Annotated in this window: 13 protein-coding genes and 2 riboswitches; of the genes, 5 read left to right on the top strand and 8 right to left on the bottom strand. The window is 30.7% G+C overall.

The window, feature by feature from the left end:
• Positions 1-2: 2 nt before the first annotated feature.
• Positions 3-1,433, bottom strand: coding sequence for an aminoacyl-histidine dipeptidase (locus tag Q0V67_RS08735; RefSeq protein ID WP_297598781.1), 1,431 nt, complete (start codon positions 1,431-1,433; stop codon positions 3-5).
• 12 nt (positions 1,434-1,445) lie between these two features.
• Positions 1,446-2,957, bottom strand: a complete 1,512-nt coding sequence (locus Q0V67_RS08730) for a YfcC family protein (RefSeq protein ID WP_297598779.1) — start codon at positions 2,955-2,957, stop codon at positions 1,446-1,448.
• 224 nt (positions 2,958-3,181) lie between these two features.
• Here Q0V67_RS08730 and malQ point away from each other — a divergent pair, with 224 nt between their 5' ends.
• Positions 3,182-4,681, top strand: coding sequence for a 4-alpha-glucanotransferase (gene malQ, locus Q0V67_RS08725; RefSeq protein ID WP_297598777.1), 1,500 nt, complete (start codon positions 3,182-3,184; stop codon positions 4,679-4,681).
• Positions 4,682-4,734: 53 nt separating this feature from the next.
• Here malQ and Q0V67_RS08720 read toward each other — a convergent pair whose 3' ends face one another.
• Positions 4,735-5,160 (bottom strand): hypothetical protein, encoded by a 426-nt coding sequence (locus tag Q0V67_RS08720; RefSeq protein ID WP_297598775.1) that lies wholly within the window; start codon positions 5,158-5,160, stop codon positions 4,735-4,737.
• Positions 5,161-5,412: 252 nt separating this feature from the next.
• On the opposite strand from Q0V67_RS08720, the gene Q0V67_RS08715 reads away from it, so the two are divergent.
• A complete protein-coding gene (locus Q0V67_RS08715) occupies positions 5,413-7,065 on the top strand; it encodes an alkaline phosphatase (RefSeq protein ID WP_297598773.1) in 1,653 nt (550 codons plus the stop codon).
• Between the two features lie 44 nt (positions 7,066-7,109).
• On the opposite strand, the gene Q0V67_RS08710 is transcribed toward Q0V67_RS08715, so the two are convergent.
• The 5 genes from Q0V67_RS08710 to Q0V67_RS08690 form a co-directional block, all read right to left on the bottom strand.
• Entirely contained in the window at positions 7,110-8,621 is a 1,512-nt protein-coding gene (locus Q0V67_RS08710) for a ClC family H(+)/Cl(-) exchange transporter (RefSeq protein ID WP_297598772.1), read from the bottom strand.
• Between the two features lie 105 nt (positions 8,622-8,726).
• The gene (gene thiM / locus Q0V67_RS08705; RefSeq protein WP_297598771.1) at positions 8,727-9,536 is read right to left on the bottom strand and encodes a hydroxyethylthiazole kinase; all 810 of its coding nucleotides are present in this window, start codon (positions 9,534-9,536) and stop codon (positions 8,727-8,729) included.
• A complete protein-coding gene (thiD, locus tag Q0V67_RS08700) occupies positions 9,529-10,335 on the bottom strand; it encodes a bifunctional hydroxymethylpyrimidine kinase/phosphomethylpyrimidine kinase (protein ID WP_297598770.1) in 807 nt (268 codons plus the stop codon). Before thiD ends, thiM begins: the two co-directional genes overlap by 8 nt.
• A gap of 90 nt (positions 10,336-10,425) precedes the next feature.
• Positions 10,426-10,523: riboswitch (TPP riboswitch) on the bottom strand.
• 46 nt (positions 10,524-10,569) lie between these two features.
• Entirely contained in the window at positions 10,570-11,172 is a 603-nt protein-coding gene (locus Q0V67_RS08695; protein ID WP_297598769.1) for a hypothetical protein, read from the bottom strand.
• 84 nt (positions 11,173-11,256) lie between these two features.
• Entirely contained in the window at positions 11,257-12,651 is a 1,395-nt protein-coding gene (locus Q0V67_RS08690; protein WP_297598768.1) for an amidohydrolase, read from the bottom strand.
• Positions 12,652-12,705: 54 nt separating this feature from the next.
• Positions 12,706-12,803, bottom strand: a riboswitch (purine riboswitch).
• A 204-nt stretch (positions 12,804-13,007) separates the two neighbouring features.
• On the opposite strand from Q0V67_RS08690, the gene Q0V67_RS08685 reads away from it, so the two are divergent.
• The 3 genes from Q0V67_RS08685 to Q0V67_RS08675 all read left to right on the top strand — a co-directional run.
• Positions 13,008-14,069, top strand: a complete 1,062-nt coding sequence (locus Q0V67_RS08685; protein ID WP_297598767.1) for an ElyC/SanA/YdcF family protein — start codon at positions 13,008-13,010, stop codon at positions 14,067-14,069.
• Positions 14,070-14,116: 47 nt separating this feature from the next.
• Positions 14,117-15,139, top strand: coding sequence for an ABC transporter substrate-binding protein (locus Q0V67_RS08680; protein WP_297598766.1), 1,023 nt, complete (start codon positions 14,117-14,119; stop codon positions 15,137-15,139).
• 20 nt (positions 15,140-15,159) lie between these two features.
• The coding region (locus tag Q0V67_RS08675; RefSeq protein ID WP_297598809.1) for an iron ABC transporter permease at positions 15,160-16,044 on the top strand (885 nt) is incomplete at its 3' end.

Genomic DNA, 16,044 nt, shown 5'->3' with positions numbered 1-16,044 from the left:
AACTAAAGTTCTTTTAGTAGTTCAATTAAATAATTATAGACTCTTTCCGTAGATTTAATATCTAAAATCTCTCTTGGAGTATGAACATTTTTTATATTCGGTCCAATACTTATAAAATCTATATTTGGATATTTCTGTGATATGGCCCCACACTCAAGTCCTGCGTGTATAACCTCTATTTTCATATCTTTGTTATATAATTTTCTATATACTTTTAAAGCTACATCTCTTAAGTATGATTCTTTTTTAAATTTCCATTCAGGATAGCCGTTTGAAAGTTCATAATTTGCATTATTTTCTTCTAAAATTGAAAAAATTTTATTTTTTAATCTCTCTAAAACTGACCTATCTGAACTTCTTAAAGAGATAATTATTTTTATATCAGAATTTTCTGTTTTTACTATAGCTAAATTATCAGATGATTCTACCACATTTTTATATTCTTCCATCCAACTATAAACACCTGTAGGTAGAGTTTTTATAACCTTTAAGTATCTTAAAAAACTCTTTTCTGAAAAAGTTTCATAAAACTTTGTCTCTATAATTTCAGATGTAATCTCTAAATCTGGTTCAACTTGAGCATAATCTTCTTTTATTTTAGAAATTATTTCTTTTATTTTCCCATCTATATTCTCTTCTGAAAAAACTATAGCCTCTGAATTTACAGGAATAGCATTATCTTTTGATCCTCCAGATATATCAATAAGTTTTATTGAAGTTTTTTCTTGGAGTATCTCCAAAACCTCACCTAATATTTTATTTGCATTCCCTCTATTTTTATCAATTTCAATACCAGAGTGACCACCTAAAAGATTTGATATTTTAATTTTATAATTCTCCCCAGCTAATAAAGGTTCCTTTTTTATAGGCAGTGATATATCAATTTCAACACCTCCAGCTGATCCAACTGTTATTATTCCTTCATCTTCTGAATCTAAATTTATCAACAAGTTTCCTTTTAAGATTCCTTCTTTTAGGAATAATGCTCCCCCTAAATCAGTCTCTTCAGATGTTGTAGCTAAAAATTCTAAAGGTCCATGTTCTAAACCTTTATCCTCTAATATTGCCATTGCCATCGCTAAAGCTACTCCATTATCTGCACCCAGTGTTGTATCTTTAGCTTTTAAGTAATTATCTTCAACTCTTAACTGAATTGGCTCCTTATCAAAATTGTGTAAACTTCCCTCTGTTTTTTCACAGACCATATCCATGTGTCCTTGTAGTATTACTCCTCTATGATTTTCATAACCTTTAAAGGCTTTTTTTCTTAAAACTACATTATTTCTTTCATCTTGGTATACTTCCAAATTATTTATTTTTCCGAATGCTACCAAATAATCACTAATTTTTTTTTCTTTATAAGACTCCCTCGGTATTTTTGAAATCTCTTCAAAATAATAAAATACTCTTTCTGGTTTCAATATTAAGTTCATAGTCGCTCTCCTTTATATAAAAGTACTTATAACCAACATAATTATAGCATATACTGCCATTATTCCCATCAATGGAAGAATGTATTTCAACCATTTATCGAATGTTGTTTCAGCCATTTCTAATGTTACTAAAATTAATCCTGTTGGAGTTATAAACGACATTAATCCTTGTCCCCAGTTATAAGCATTGATTACTACTTCTCTTGATAGTCCAACACTGTCAGCTAAAGGAGCCATTATAGGCATTGTTAAAACTGCTAATCCTGAAGATGACGGAATAAAGAATCCCAAGAAAGAAAATACCAAAAGCTGAGCTATTGCAAAAATACTTCCACTCATTCCAGATATTAAATTAATAGAATAGTGTAATAGAGTATCTGAAATAAATCCATTATCCATAACTATATTAATGGATCTTGCTAATCCTATTGTTAAGACAACTCCTACTAAATCTGCCGCACCAGATATAAAGGTATTGACAGCATCTTTTTCTGTCAATCCTGATAAGAACATTATAATTAAAGAAACCGCTAAAAATAGAGCGGACATTTCTTCAAACCACCATCCACCACGTGAAACACCCCAAATCATAACTACAAATGCCAATGAAAATACCAATAATATAAGTTTTCTTCTAATAGTAAATTCAACTGCTGAATCTTTTTCAAAATTTCCTAAAAATCTTGAATGAATAGATTTTTCATCTTCATACACAAGAGATGCCTCTGGATTTTTATTTACTTTTTTAACATACCAATACATATATCCCAAAGTTATTAAAAATCCAATAGATAAAACTATAATTCTATACGTTAATCCTGATGTAAAACTTATTCCTGCTGCATTCGACGCTATAACTACAGAAAAAGGATTAACTGTTGAAAACATAGTTCCTATTGAAGACCCCATATAAATTGCAGCTATACAAGTAATCGCATCAAATCCACTCACTAGAAAAATTGGCATTAAAATGGGATAAAATGCTATTGTTTCCTCTGCAAGCCCAAATGTTGTTCCTCCTAACGTAGTTAAAAAAAATACCAAAGTAACTAATAAAAACTCTTTCCCTTTAGTTTTTTTAGAAAGAGCTGCTATTCCAGCATCAAACGCTCCTACTTTATTTACTAATCCTATTATCCCACCTAAAATTAAAACAAAAATCATAATATCTACTGTATCTGTAACACCTATGATCGGAGCTTTTAGTATTTCCATTACGCCTTGTGGATGTTGCTCTATTTGTGTATATGTTCCTGGAATCGCAATCGGTTTTTTTATTACCCCATCCTGAAATTTATCTAATTTTAAATGAATATTTAATTTATCTAAAATTTCTTGTGTGGCTGGTTCACTTATTACTTCATCATTATAATTCGTTATACTAAATTCGTTTGTCTGACTATCATAACCCAATCTTGAAAATTTACCAGAAGGCACTAGATAAGTGAGCCCTGATGCTAAAATTAAAATAATAAAAAGTACTGTAAATGCTGTTGGAAAACTACGTTTTTTCTTCTCTTTCATTCCCTGTTTTGTATATAGTTCAAATTCCCCCTATATACCTCCTCCTTTTAGTTAATTTTATTGTTCTATCAGATAAAATTTTTCTTGCGTTTGGTATATTTAACAATATTTATTTACTTACTTCAACTTTTCTTAATTCCTTTTTTCATTTTTTCAAGGATTTAAACAATTAAATCAGTAAAATTATTTATAACCCAATTTTAATAGTAAAGCGAGGTCATTTTATGATAGAAAGATCAAGTGGTATACTTCTACATATAACTTCATTACCTGGAAAATACGGTATCGGAGATTTTGGAAAAGAAGCTTTTAATTTCATAGATTTTTTAAAACAAGCTAAGCAAAAATATTGGCAAATTCTTCCTTTAGGAATAACTAGTTATGGTGACTCTCCTTATCAATGTTTTTCTGCCTTTGCTGGGAATCCTTATTTCATAGATTTGAACTACTTTATCGAAAATGGATTTTTAGAACTATCTGATTTAGACTCTCTCAAAGCTCTAAACAAAGAAAAAGTTGAATATAGTAAACTTTATATTGAAAAATATAAAGTTCTAAAAATTGCCTATAACCGCTTTAAACAAATTGGAAATTTAAACGAACTGAAAATTTATAAAAATAAAAATATTGATTGGATTGAGAATTATACACTTTTCATGGCTATAAAAAATTATTTTAATGGAATATCTTGGATTGATTGGCCTCTAAAATATCGAATAAAAGATAAATCAACTATAAAAAATGCCAAAATTGAGCTTCAAGATGACATTCTATATCATCTATTTTTACAATATTTTTTTTCCAAACAATGGAATAAGCTTAAAAAATATGCAAATGAGAATGGAATAAAAATTATTGGTGATATTCCTATATTTATTGCTACTGATAGTGCCGACACCTGGGAAAACCCTAAAATATTTCAATTCGATAAAAAGAATAAACCTAGAAGAGTTGCTGGATGTCCTCCAGATATTTTTAGTGATGATGGGCAACTTTGGGGCAATGTACTCTACAATTGGAAATCTTTAAAAAAAAATAACTATAATTGGTGGATAAGAAGAGTTAAAAATTGCTTTACTCTTTATGATGTGGTTAGAATCGACCATTTTAGAGGTTTTGAATCATATTGGTCTATTCCTTTTAAAAATAAAACTGCCAGAGAAGGGAGATGGGAAAAAGGTCCTGGTATTGATTTTTTTTATAGTGTTAGAAGTAAACTAGGAAATCTTAATATCATTGCAGAAGATCTTGGATTTTTAACTCCAGAAGTCCATAAACTTTTAAAAGAATCTGGATACCCTGGAATGAAAATATTGGAATTTGCATTCAGTTCAAAAGAAGATAGCGACTACCTTCCACATAAATATAAAAAAAATAGTGTTGCATATACTGGAACTCATGACAATCAAACTATTATTGGATGGTACAATACTCTTAATAGAGATGATCGAACATTTTGCAATCAATATTTAACTCAATATTTAAAAAATAATGGTTCTAATTCAACTGAATGTATTAATTGGAATTTTATAGAGTCTCTTTGGGCTTCAAATTCAAATCTAGTTATAGTCCCGTTACAAGACTGTTTAGGATTAGGAGACGAAGCTAGAATGAATACTCCTTCAACTCTTGGTGGGAATTGGGAATGGAGGGTTAAAATTGAAGATTTAACCGATGAACTTTCTAAAAAAATTAAGGAGTTAACCATTAAATACAATAGGTAATATGTTCTAAAAATATCTTTTAAAATAAAATGAGGTAGTAATTTAATACCGCCTCATTTTTTTAAAATTACTTCCAATTGATTATTTTCACTAAAAAATTCAACAATATTAAAATCAGTAAAACCTACTAAATCTGAAAAATCTCTCTCTGTGAAACAAGTACACCAATGCCCATCACTTAAATAATCCTCTTCACCATACTTAAAAGACATATAGACAATGCCTTTGTCTATAAGGGCACTATAAAATTTATTTAAAATATAATATATGTCCAATCTATCAAGATGAAGTAGTGCATTTTCGGCCCAAATTCCGATAAAACCTTCTTGTGAATATAAACATTTCATATCTTTTATCACTGTTTCTCTTCCGATATACTCTTTTGTATCATCTTTAAAACTAGGTGATAATTTTAAATTTTTTACATCATAACCTTTTTTTATAAAATATCTACTAGTCTCACTCTCTTCAGATAACAAATTAAGTAGTTTTCCCGACTTTAAAAGAATCTTTTCAAACCTCTTAATTCTATCATCTCTAATTAAATTATCTTTCGACCCATCAAATCCATCTTAGCCCTCCTTTTATTTTTTAAACTACCCCTATTTTATTATACTCAATTATACAGTTTTATCCTTCATTTTAAACTAATTTTAAACATAATTTATGTTATCTTGACATTGTTAAAAAATTATGGTAATACTTGAATATAAACTTTTAGGAGGTATTCTATGAATAGAATTAAAATTTGTTCTTTTATTCTTGCAGTAACTTTTTTAACACAAAATAATATTGCTTTTTCTGAAAAACTAGAAAATATCAAGCCTGGTTTTGCTAAAAATGTTATTTTTTTAATCAGTGATGGAACTCCCGTTACAACATCTACACTTGCTAGATGGGTATACAACGATGGAAAACCTTTAAATGTAGACGAAATCACTTCCGGATTAGCTAGAACACACAATTCTGATACTCCTATTGCCGATTCTGCTCCCGCAGGGACTGCTTTAGCTACTGGATGGAAAACACAGGACAAACTAATTGGTGTGAAACCAACAGCTGCAACTTTATACGGGGCAAGAGAAGTTAAAGAAAATGACAAACTAGCCCCTGTCGCATCTGTTTTAGAAGCGTCTAAACTTATGGGAAAAGCTGTTGGTATCGTTGCTACTTCTGAGATAACTCATGCCACTCCAGCAGATTTTAGTGCACATAGTACTCATAGAAATAACTATTCTGATATTGGAGAACAACAAGTTTACCAAAATATGAACGTTGTTTTAGGTGGGGGTAAAAACTTTTTTATGCCAAATAATGACCAAGACCCTAAATCAAAAAATAGAATTGATGGGGAAAATATGTTATCAGTAATCAAAGATGAGGGATATAGTATTGTGTCTAATCTCAAAGAACTAGAAGATAGTAATGGAGATAAAGTTTGGGGATTCTTTGCTGAAAAAGATATGCCCAACGATATAGATCGAGATTCAAACAATATTCCTTCCCTTGCACAGATGACTGAAAAGGCAATCGATTTACTGTCTAAAGATAAAGATGGATTTTTTTTAATGGTTGAAGGATCTAAAGTTGATTGGGCTAGTCATGCAAACAATCCTATCGCTCAAATTTCAGACTTTAAGGCTTTTGATAACGCAGTAGGCGTGGCTTTAGATTTTGCTAAAAAAAATAATGATACTCTTGTTGTTGTAACTACAGATCACGGAACAGGTGGATTGAGCATTGGAAATCAAAATACAGCTAAAAATTATCCTGAAATACCTATTGAAAATTTTGTGACTGTTTTAAAAAATGCCAAGGCTTCCGAAGAGGCTATCGCAAAAGAGATTATGCAAAATAAAGAGAACACTTCAAATATTATAAAAGAAAAACTTGGATTTGAACCTAAAGAGGAAGAATTAAAGGAGATTTCAAATACTAAAAACGAACGTGATTTGCAGTCTATTATTGCTAAAATAGTAAGTGAGCGTTCCAATCTAGCTTGGACTACTGGTGGGCATACCGGTGAAGATGTTCCATTTTATATTTATACTTCCGATTCAAAAAATCAATTAACTGGAACTATTCAAAATTCTGATTTAGCTTTATATATAGCCAAAGCTCTTAATACAGATTTAGACAGTGTCACCGAAAAATTGTTTGTTCCTGGAAAAAACATTGCAAAATCTGGTTTAAAAACAAAAGTTGATACTTCCACTCCAAGCAATCCTAAATTTATTATTACCTCAAAGAATAAAGATTATATATTCTTTGAAAATAAAAATTATTATGAGTTGAATAATCAAAAAAAACACTTCAATGGTGTTGTTATTTTTAATGACGAAGAGTTTTATATTCCACAAGCTGCTCTTGACGAAATCAAATAAAAACAGGGTGAAACTTAAAGTTTCACCCTATTTTTATTTAAAAATCAATCCTCTTTGGCCAATGATCTCAAAGAGTCATAAAATTCCTCTATATTTTTTCTGGGTACTAAAACACCTATTATATCATTTTGCTTCAGTTTCACTCCATCTTTAATCTCTATTTCATTCCCATCCCTCTCTAGGGAAGCTAATTGTAATTTTCCTGGTAACTCTAAATTTAAAATGTCCCTATCTATAAGATATGACTCTCTTCCCAGTTCATAGACCAACTCAACTTCATCTTTCGCTTTATCATTTTTTACTAAAACCTCATATAACAAATCATATATTGGAACAACTTTTAGAAAATTACTTATTGTATAAGCTAACCCTACAACAACTATCATACTTGGTAGTAATGTAAAATCTGAAGTCATCTCCAATATCAATATGATCCCTGTAGCTGGGGACCTCACTACAACTACAAACACTGATGCCATTCCTAAAAATATAAACACCCCTATATTTTCTATTGTTAAAATATTAAAATAAACCAATAACAAACCAAAAAGTTTTCCTGAAAGTCCTCCTATAACTAAAAGTGGTAAAAATATACCTCCTGGAAATCCTGTTGAATAAGATAGTGTTGTAAACAGTATTTTTAGTAAGATAAAGAAAACTAACATTAAAATACCTGTTGAGTTTTCTAAAGCCACCTTTATTAAAAAACTCTCTCCACCTGCTGTTAAATCTATATAAAATATACCTATTATAAAGATCATAGCTGTATATAAAAATATTTTTATATACTTTGAAATTTTTATTTCATTATTTTTTTTCTGAAAAAACATCAATAGATTCGAAAATATCTTTCCTACAAAACTCATAAATATAGAAAAGGCTATACATATATATAAATACTCTAAATAATTTAATCCCTCTGGATAAACTATTTTTATATTTAAATAATCATTTTTTAAAAATATTTTAGATGACATATATCCAGAGGTTATAGCCCCTAAAAAAGAAAACATCACCAATCTTGAATTAAAATATTTTTGTAACTCTTCGGCAACAAATATTGCTGAAGCTAGTGGGGCTGTAAAAGCTGAGGATAATCCCGCACTTGCTCCACTCATTATCAAGTATTTTCTCTCCACTTTACTTACCTTAAAAACTTTGGATATTTCATCCCCTATAAGTGCTCCCATTTGAACTGATGGTCCTTCTCTTCCTAAAGAGTATCCACTTGATATTCCCATAACACCACCTAAAAATTTTAAGACTATTCCTTTTAGGGAGTTCACCATCGATACTCTTCCGTATATTTGTCCCTTTACCTGTGGTATGCCACTTCCTGTTATCACTGGCATCTCTTCAACTATCCTATTTATAATTAACCCGATTATATAAATTCCTAAAAAACCTAAAATTAAATAATATTTAGAATTATCTAAATTAAAAATCATTTTTCTTACATAAAAAGATTTTTCTATAATCCACCTATAAGGTATTGTTATAACTCCAGTCATAAAACCAGTCAATATTGCCAATATATATATTTTAAAAATTCCCATGACACCTGTCCTTTCTTAATTTTTTTTCCTATTTTAAAAATACTATCTCTACTGACATTTTCCTTGATTTTATATTTTATAATTTTAATAAAATCTGGTATCCTATTAGGATACCAGATTCGCTTTTATTTCTATCATTTTTTTATCTATAGTCGAAATATTGTCAATTATAGATACCTTCAAACTTCCTGTTCCTATAAATTTTTCAGATGCAACTTCTCCAGAGATTCCCATTATTAAAACTCCTGATATAGCTGATGTATAACTCTCTACTCCAGCTCCTAAAAAACTAGCTATTAAAGATGCTGTCATACATCCTGTTCCTGTAACTTTAGCCATTTTAGAAGATCCGTTTTTTACTTTTATACTTCTATCACTTCCAATAATATAATCTACTTTACCTGTTATTGCTGCTACAGCACCATATTTTTCTACTATTTTTCTTCCTAATTCTACCCCATTCACTTCATTCTCTAAAGAATCTACCCCTCTAGTATTTGAATCTAAACCTAAAATAGCTTTTATTTCAGCTACATTTCCCTTTATAACTGAAAATTTAACTTTAGATAGCAACTCTTTCAAAAGATTTTTTCTAGCTTGTGTTGCTCCAGCTCCTACCGGATCTAAAACTATCGGTTTATCTAATCTGTTTGCAATTTTTCCAACTTTAACAGCCATTTTAACCATACTTTCTTCCATAGTTCCTATATTTATAACAACACTTGATGCAAATCCTATAATTTCTTCCATCTCTTCTAAACAAAATGACATCAATGGTGAAGCACCTACAGCAAGAGTTACATTTGCACAATCATTCATTGTCACTGTATTAGTTAAATGATAAACTAATGGAGTCTTTTTTCGTACCTTCTCTAAACTTGATACAATCTCATCTAAATTTTTCTCTCTATTCATAGTCAACACCCGCTTTTTTATACAGTTCTATAAAATGACCTACTGGTCCAACTCCCTCTCCTATTGAAAATGAGTTCTCTATTGCTTTTGTTATATAGTTTTTCCCCTGCTTTACAGATTCTTCTATACTCATACCCTTTCCAATGTAAGAAGCTATTGTCGATGACAGTGTACATCCTGTTCCATGAGTATTTATTGTCTCAAATCTCTCGCCTAAAAATTTAATAATCTCTCCACTTTCTGTTAAAAGAATATCCGTACAGTTATCGTTTCGATGACCACCTTTAATTAAAACATTTTTCACACCCATTTTTTTTATTATAAAAGCACTCTCTATCATTTCCTTTTCACTCTCTATAGTTATCCCTGAAAGTATTTCTGCTTCTGGTATGTTTGGAGTCACCAAAGTTCCTATTTTCAGCAATTCTTTCAACGCATCGACTGCAGATTCTTGTAACAAATAATACCCACTTTTAGAAACCATAACTGGATCTATAATTATATTTTTAGCATTAACTTTTTTCAAACTCTCTGCAACAATTTCTATAATATCAATACTTGAAAGCATACCTATTTTCACTGCATCAACTTGAATATCTTCATATATCACTTCTATCTGTTTTTTTATAATATCATTTCCAAGCTCTTGAACCGCAAAAACTCCTTTTGTATTTTGAGCTGTAATTGCTGTTATCACACTCATTGCGTAAACTCCATGGGCACTCATAGCTTTTAAATCCGCCTGTATTCCTGCTCCACCACAAGAATCTGATCCTGCTATTGTTAAAATTTTCTTCATTTTTTCAACTCCTATAGAAATTTTTCATAAAAAAAAGCTACCCCAAAAGGATAGCTTCAAATACATAAAGTACATAATAAAATTATGCTTAACTTCAATTTGATACTTCCCTACGCTGGTACTATCCAGATCAGGTTCAAAGGGTCAGTTAAAAACTTCTCAGCCAAAAGGCTCCCCTAGTAATTTTTATATAATTTTAAAAATAATATACTACAATTAACTTTCAATGTCAATCTATATCTCTATAGTTACAACATCCCTAACTTTCTCTCTGTAAGAGTTGATTCTTTTCTCCCAACCCTTTCCATATTTCACCCAACTTTCAAGGCTTTTATAATAACTTATTCTCTCCTCAGTTATTATATCTACAAACTTCTCATAGTTTTGTACCCTATTCAAAAGAGTTATACTTTTGCTTCCTAATACTCCATCCACTTCTACCTCTTTTGATTCATGATATTTTTTCAATGCTCTTTGAGTTATAACAGCTCCCGCTTTATAACCACTATTAAAAAATATATCAAATATCATCATCTGTGAATATGAGTTTTCTATCTCATTTAGTCTATATTCTACTAATAGATGTTCAGCAATCTCTCTGGCTTGCTCCTCTGTTAAACTTTTTACAGAATATTTTTTATTAAATTTCTTATTGTAATCCAACAACAAAAAATTTCTTATTCCATATTTTGACATTTCTTTTTGATTTTTAACTAGCTTATCTCCTTCATGAGATAAAACCTCACTTATGATTCTCTCCCTAACCCGAGTATCTTCTGCCCCAAATACGGCAATTGAATAAAACAAAGTAATTATAACGACAAATTTTTCTAGCATGCTTTATTTACTTTCCTCCCTAAATTTAAATAAGTTTTCGACTTTTTTAAAACAGGGTATATTATAACATAATTTTTACTAATTTTATAGAGTATCCGCCACTTTTTGAACTTTTTCTTTAAAATCAGTGATATCTTTTATTGATTTTTTAACATCTACAGTTTTTAATTGCTTATCATCAACAATAATTTTTCCATTCACTACAACAGTGTTAACATTGCTCGCATTAGCTGAATAAACAAGTGCAGAGTATGGATCAAAAATCGGATTCATATTCACAGATTCTGTCTCTACAATAACAATATCAGCTAATTTACCATTTTCTAGACTTCCCAACTCATTCTCTCTATGAATTGCTCTTGCTCCACCTATTGTAGCCATCTCAACCACTTTCTTTGGTGGCATTGCAGATCTATCCTTATTCGCAAGTTTATGTAGTTTAGCTACATATCCCATCTGCCCAATTATATCTAATGTATTCCCACTCATTGGACCATCTGTTCCTAACCCTACTCTTAATCCCTCATCATGCATTTTCAATGCTGGTGATATCCCTTTTGCAGATTTTATATTAGCAACCATATTATGTGCAACCCCAACATCTCTTTTTTTCATAAGTTCAATATCACTATCAGTTATAAATATATTGTGAGCTGATATGAATCTTTCATTTAAAAGCCCTACTGAATCTAAATATTCAACTGGTGTCATTCCATAATCTTTTTTTATTTTATCAAACTCTACATCTGTTTCTGCCACGTGCATAGAAACAGGTACATTATATTTTTTAGAAAGCTCTTTTATTTTTAAAAGCTCCTCTTTTGTCACAGTATGTGGACCATGTGGGCCAAATCCAGGTGTTATTAACTCATCATTTTTATATTTTTCAACAAAAGCTATTGCCCTATCCAATGTCTCTCCTTTATTTTGTCCATCAGCAGTAGGGTATTTAATGATATTTTGTGTCATTATTCCTCTAAGTCCAACCTCTTTTACAGCTACTGCTGCATTCTCTTCATACAAATACATATCTACCATAGTTGTAACCCCACCTAAAGCCATCTCCATTGCTCCGTGCTTTGCTCCCAAATATGAGAGTTCAGGTGTTACCATTTTAGCTTCTAAAGGAAATATATATCTATTTAATCTATCAGGTACATCATCTGCTAAAGATCTAAATACTGTCATTGAGGCGTGTGTATGAGTATTTATCATCCCGGGCATAACAATTCCATTTTTAGCATCTATTATTTTTTTAGCTGAATAATTATTTAATAAACTTTCATCGCCCACTGAAATTATTTTATTATTTCTTATAACCACAACTCCATTTTTTATTATTTCCCTCTCCTTATTCATTGTTAAAAGAGTTCCATTTTTTATTATAATACTTGCTTCTTCTTTTTTCGTTTGTAATGGCGTACAACCCAATACTAAAAAACTCCCTAACAACATAATTCCTTTCAAACACTTTTTCATAAAATCCTCCCAAATAAAAAATCCCAGCAAGCAAAAGCCCACTGGGGTAAATATTCCCAATTCACTTTCACCTATAGTGCCAAATTTACGGTTTAGCGTAGAAACTTTCGTCCTTATCACGAATCTATATAAGTTTAGTAACTATTTCACAAAATAATTTTACCATATACTCTATATAAAATCAAAAAAATAATATGCTGTTCTGTTAAATGTATTTAAGTTCAATTTGTGATACAAAATAATTTTTTTTAGTATTGTAATTATTCCTTAAATGTCATAGAATCTAATTATCTACAATATAAAAATTTTTAAAAGCATTTAAATATATCCCTAAGGGGTTTTATCAGGAGGAAATTATGAACAACAAAATGAAATTAGTATCGAGCATTCTTGGATTTATTCTTTTAACTGGATGCACATCTACAAACAAGTACCCATCTTCACAAGAACAAAACAATATCGCTCAACTTACTCAAACTGGTATTCACTACTATTGGCATGGTGGAGATTTAGGTAAAGTTGAAAAAGAATTTTTTAGAGGAATTACATTAAAAGGTAAATATGATGTCGTTGAAAACTCTTTCAAAGAAGCCAGCGATATCAGTCCATACAGAACTGATTTAAGATTTGGAGTTGCATCAACCCAAATTATACAAAAGAAAACTACCGAAGCTTTAAATACCTATAAAGAAATTTTAGTTCTTTATCCTGAAAATTTTGAAGCAAGCATTCTTTTAGCAGGATACTCTAAACAGACTGGGGATATAAAAACTTACTCTGAAACTATAGAGAATCTAAAAAAAACTCACCCTAAAAAAACTCAAGCTTATTTAGAGAAGTTTGAAAATGCTGATAAAAATATGGCTATTAAACTAAATACAGAAGCTTTCAAAGTTGAAGGTAAGCACGCTATCGTTATACTTGGTTATGCTCTGGGTGAAAATGGAACTATGAAACCGACATTGATTGAAAGACTTAAACAGGGATTAGCTCTTCACAGAAAAAATCCAAAATCACCTATTATAGTTTCTGGTGGTGTTCAAAAAGGTGGCGTTACTGAAGCCTATGTTATGAAGAATTGGTTAGTTTCCAATGGAGTTCCCGCATATCTTATCCATATGGATGACTTGGCTAAAGATACTGTTGGAAATGCTATTTATTCTACTGAAATCTTAGCTAAATTATCTCCTGAAAATGTAACTCTTATCTCTAGTGCTAGTCATATTAGAAGAGGACTTTCTGTTTTTGAAGAGGCTGCTAAATTAAAAGGATTAAATATTAAATATACCAATTTAGTTCAACTAGATTATCCAACTCTTGAAGAAGCTCAAGTAGTTTCTGACGCTGAAAAATTAGTTATCTATAGAGATTTAATTAGAACTTCTGGAATCTGGGCATATCCTGGAATCCAACAATAACTCATGTATTTAAACCTTTTCAAAATAAAAAAATAGGAGGGTATTAAATGAAAAAATTAAAAAATATTTTAATCGGTTCGGCAACACTTTTGTTAATGGCATGTGGTGGGTCTAAAGAACCTGATAAAACACTTACGTTCTATGCTGGTCTGCAAGATGATCACGCCGCTATGATTGCTAAAGAGTTTCAAGCCAAAACAGGTATTAAAACCGATTATGTTAGGATGAGTAGCGGGGAAGTTTTAGCTCGACTTAAAGCAGAAAAAAACAATATGACAGCTTCAGTTTGGTACGGGGGTCCAGCTGATGCATTTGTTGCGGCTCAAGCAGAAGGTCTTTTAGAACCTTACAAATCTAAAGAAGATCAATATATCCCAGCTAACTTAAAAGATCCAGGTAATTACTGGACAGGCATCTACGTTGGATATTTAGGTTTTGTTGGAAATCAAAAGATGTTAGCTGAAAAAGGGCTTGAGATGCCAAAATCTTGGAATGATCTTTTGGATCCTAAATTCAAAGGGGAGATTGTTGTGGCTCATCCTGGTTCATCTGGAACTGCGTACACAATGGTTGCTACTCTTGTTCAATTAATGGGTGAAGATAAAGCTATGGAATATTTGAAACAACTGAACCAAAATGTGAGACAGTACACTAAATCTGGAACAGCCCCTGGAAGAATGGCTGGACAAGGTGAGGTTACTGTTGGAATCACTTTCTTACATGATGCTATAAAATATAAAAAAGAAGGTTTTAGTGATATTATAATTTCTGCCCCTGAAGAGGGAACTGGATTTGAAATTGGAGGAGTAGCTCTATTAAAAAATGCTCCTAATCCTGAAGCAGGAAAAATGTTTATTGACTGGGTTCTTTCAAAAGAGGTACAAGAATTGGGAAAAACTGTTGGTTCATATCAATTCCTAACTAACTCAAATGCTAACCCTCCTGAAGAAGCTATGCAATTAAAAGGTACAAAGCTTATCAATTACGATTTTGATTGGGCTGGTAACAACAGAGTTAGACTTGTTGAAAAATTTACAACTGAAACTGAGACTGATATCCCACAAAAATAATAAAAGGATCTGTGAAAAAAATGATAAATAAAATAAACTCAACATTAAGTTATAAAAAAAAACTTTTAAAAGAGTTATACAAAGATAAGTTTCTATTTTTTTCTATTTTGTTTTCTATTTTAGTAGTAGCATTTTTCGTGCTACTACCCCTATATAATATTTTTTTAGAAAGTATCACGTCCAATGGACGTTATTCTTTACAAAATTATATAGATTCATTTTCTAGAAGTGGAAATGTGAGAATTATCTGGAACACATTAAAACTTGGATTTGTTTCATCTACACTCTCTTTAGCTTTCGGCTTTCTTTTTGCCTATGCAACATCATACTTAGATATAAAAGGAAAAAAAGTATTTGATTTCATAGCCACTTTGCCTATAATATCCCCTCCTTTTGTTGTTGCTATGTCGGCAATTCTTCTCTTTGGAAGAGTTGGACTTATAACTAGAGGGCTTCTAGGGCTTCGTAACTTTGAAATTTACGGTTTTCACGGGCTAGTCCTTGTCCAAGTTCTAAGTTTTTTTCCCATTGCTTATTTGATGCTTGTAGGGCTGTTTAAAAACATAGATCCATCTGTTGAAGAAGCTGCAAGAGATTTGGGTGCTTCTAGGGGTAAAGTTTTTTCAACTATTACTTTCCCTCTTATGCTTCCTGGTATAGCCAATGCTTTTTTACTTGTATTTATTCAGTCTATTGCTGATTTTTCAAATCCAGTTGTTATTGGTGGAAACTTTACTACAATATCCGTTAAAATTTATCAAGAAGGAATCGGAAATTTCCAACTTGGAGTTGCAACAGCTTTAGCTATGATTCTATTAACTATATCAATAAATATTTTCGTTCTTCAAAGAAACTATATCAATAAAAAATCTTATATTACTGTTACAGGAAAAGCTTCTAGAGCT

This window comes from uncultured Cetobacterium sp. (genome assembly GCF_947072685.1).
In the GTDB taxonomy this organism is placed as follows: Bacteria; Fusobacteriota; Fusobacteriia; order Fusobacteriales; family Fusobacteriaceae; genus Cetobacterium_A.
This window is presented reverse-complemented; position numbering and strand designations above follow the sequence as displayed.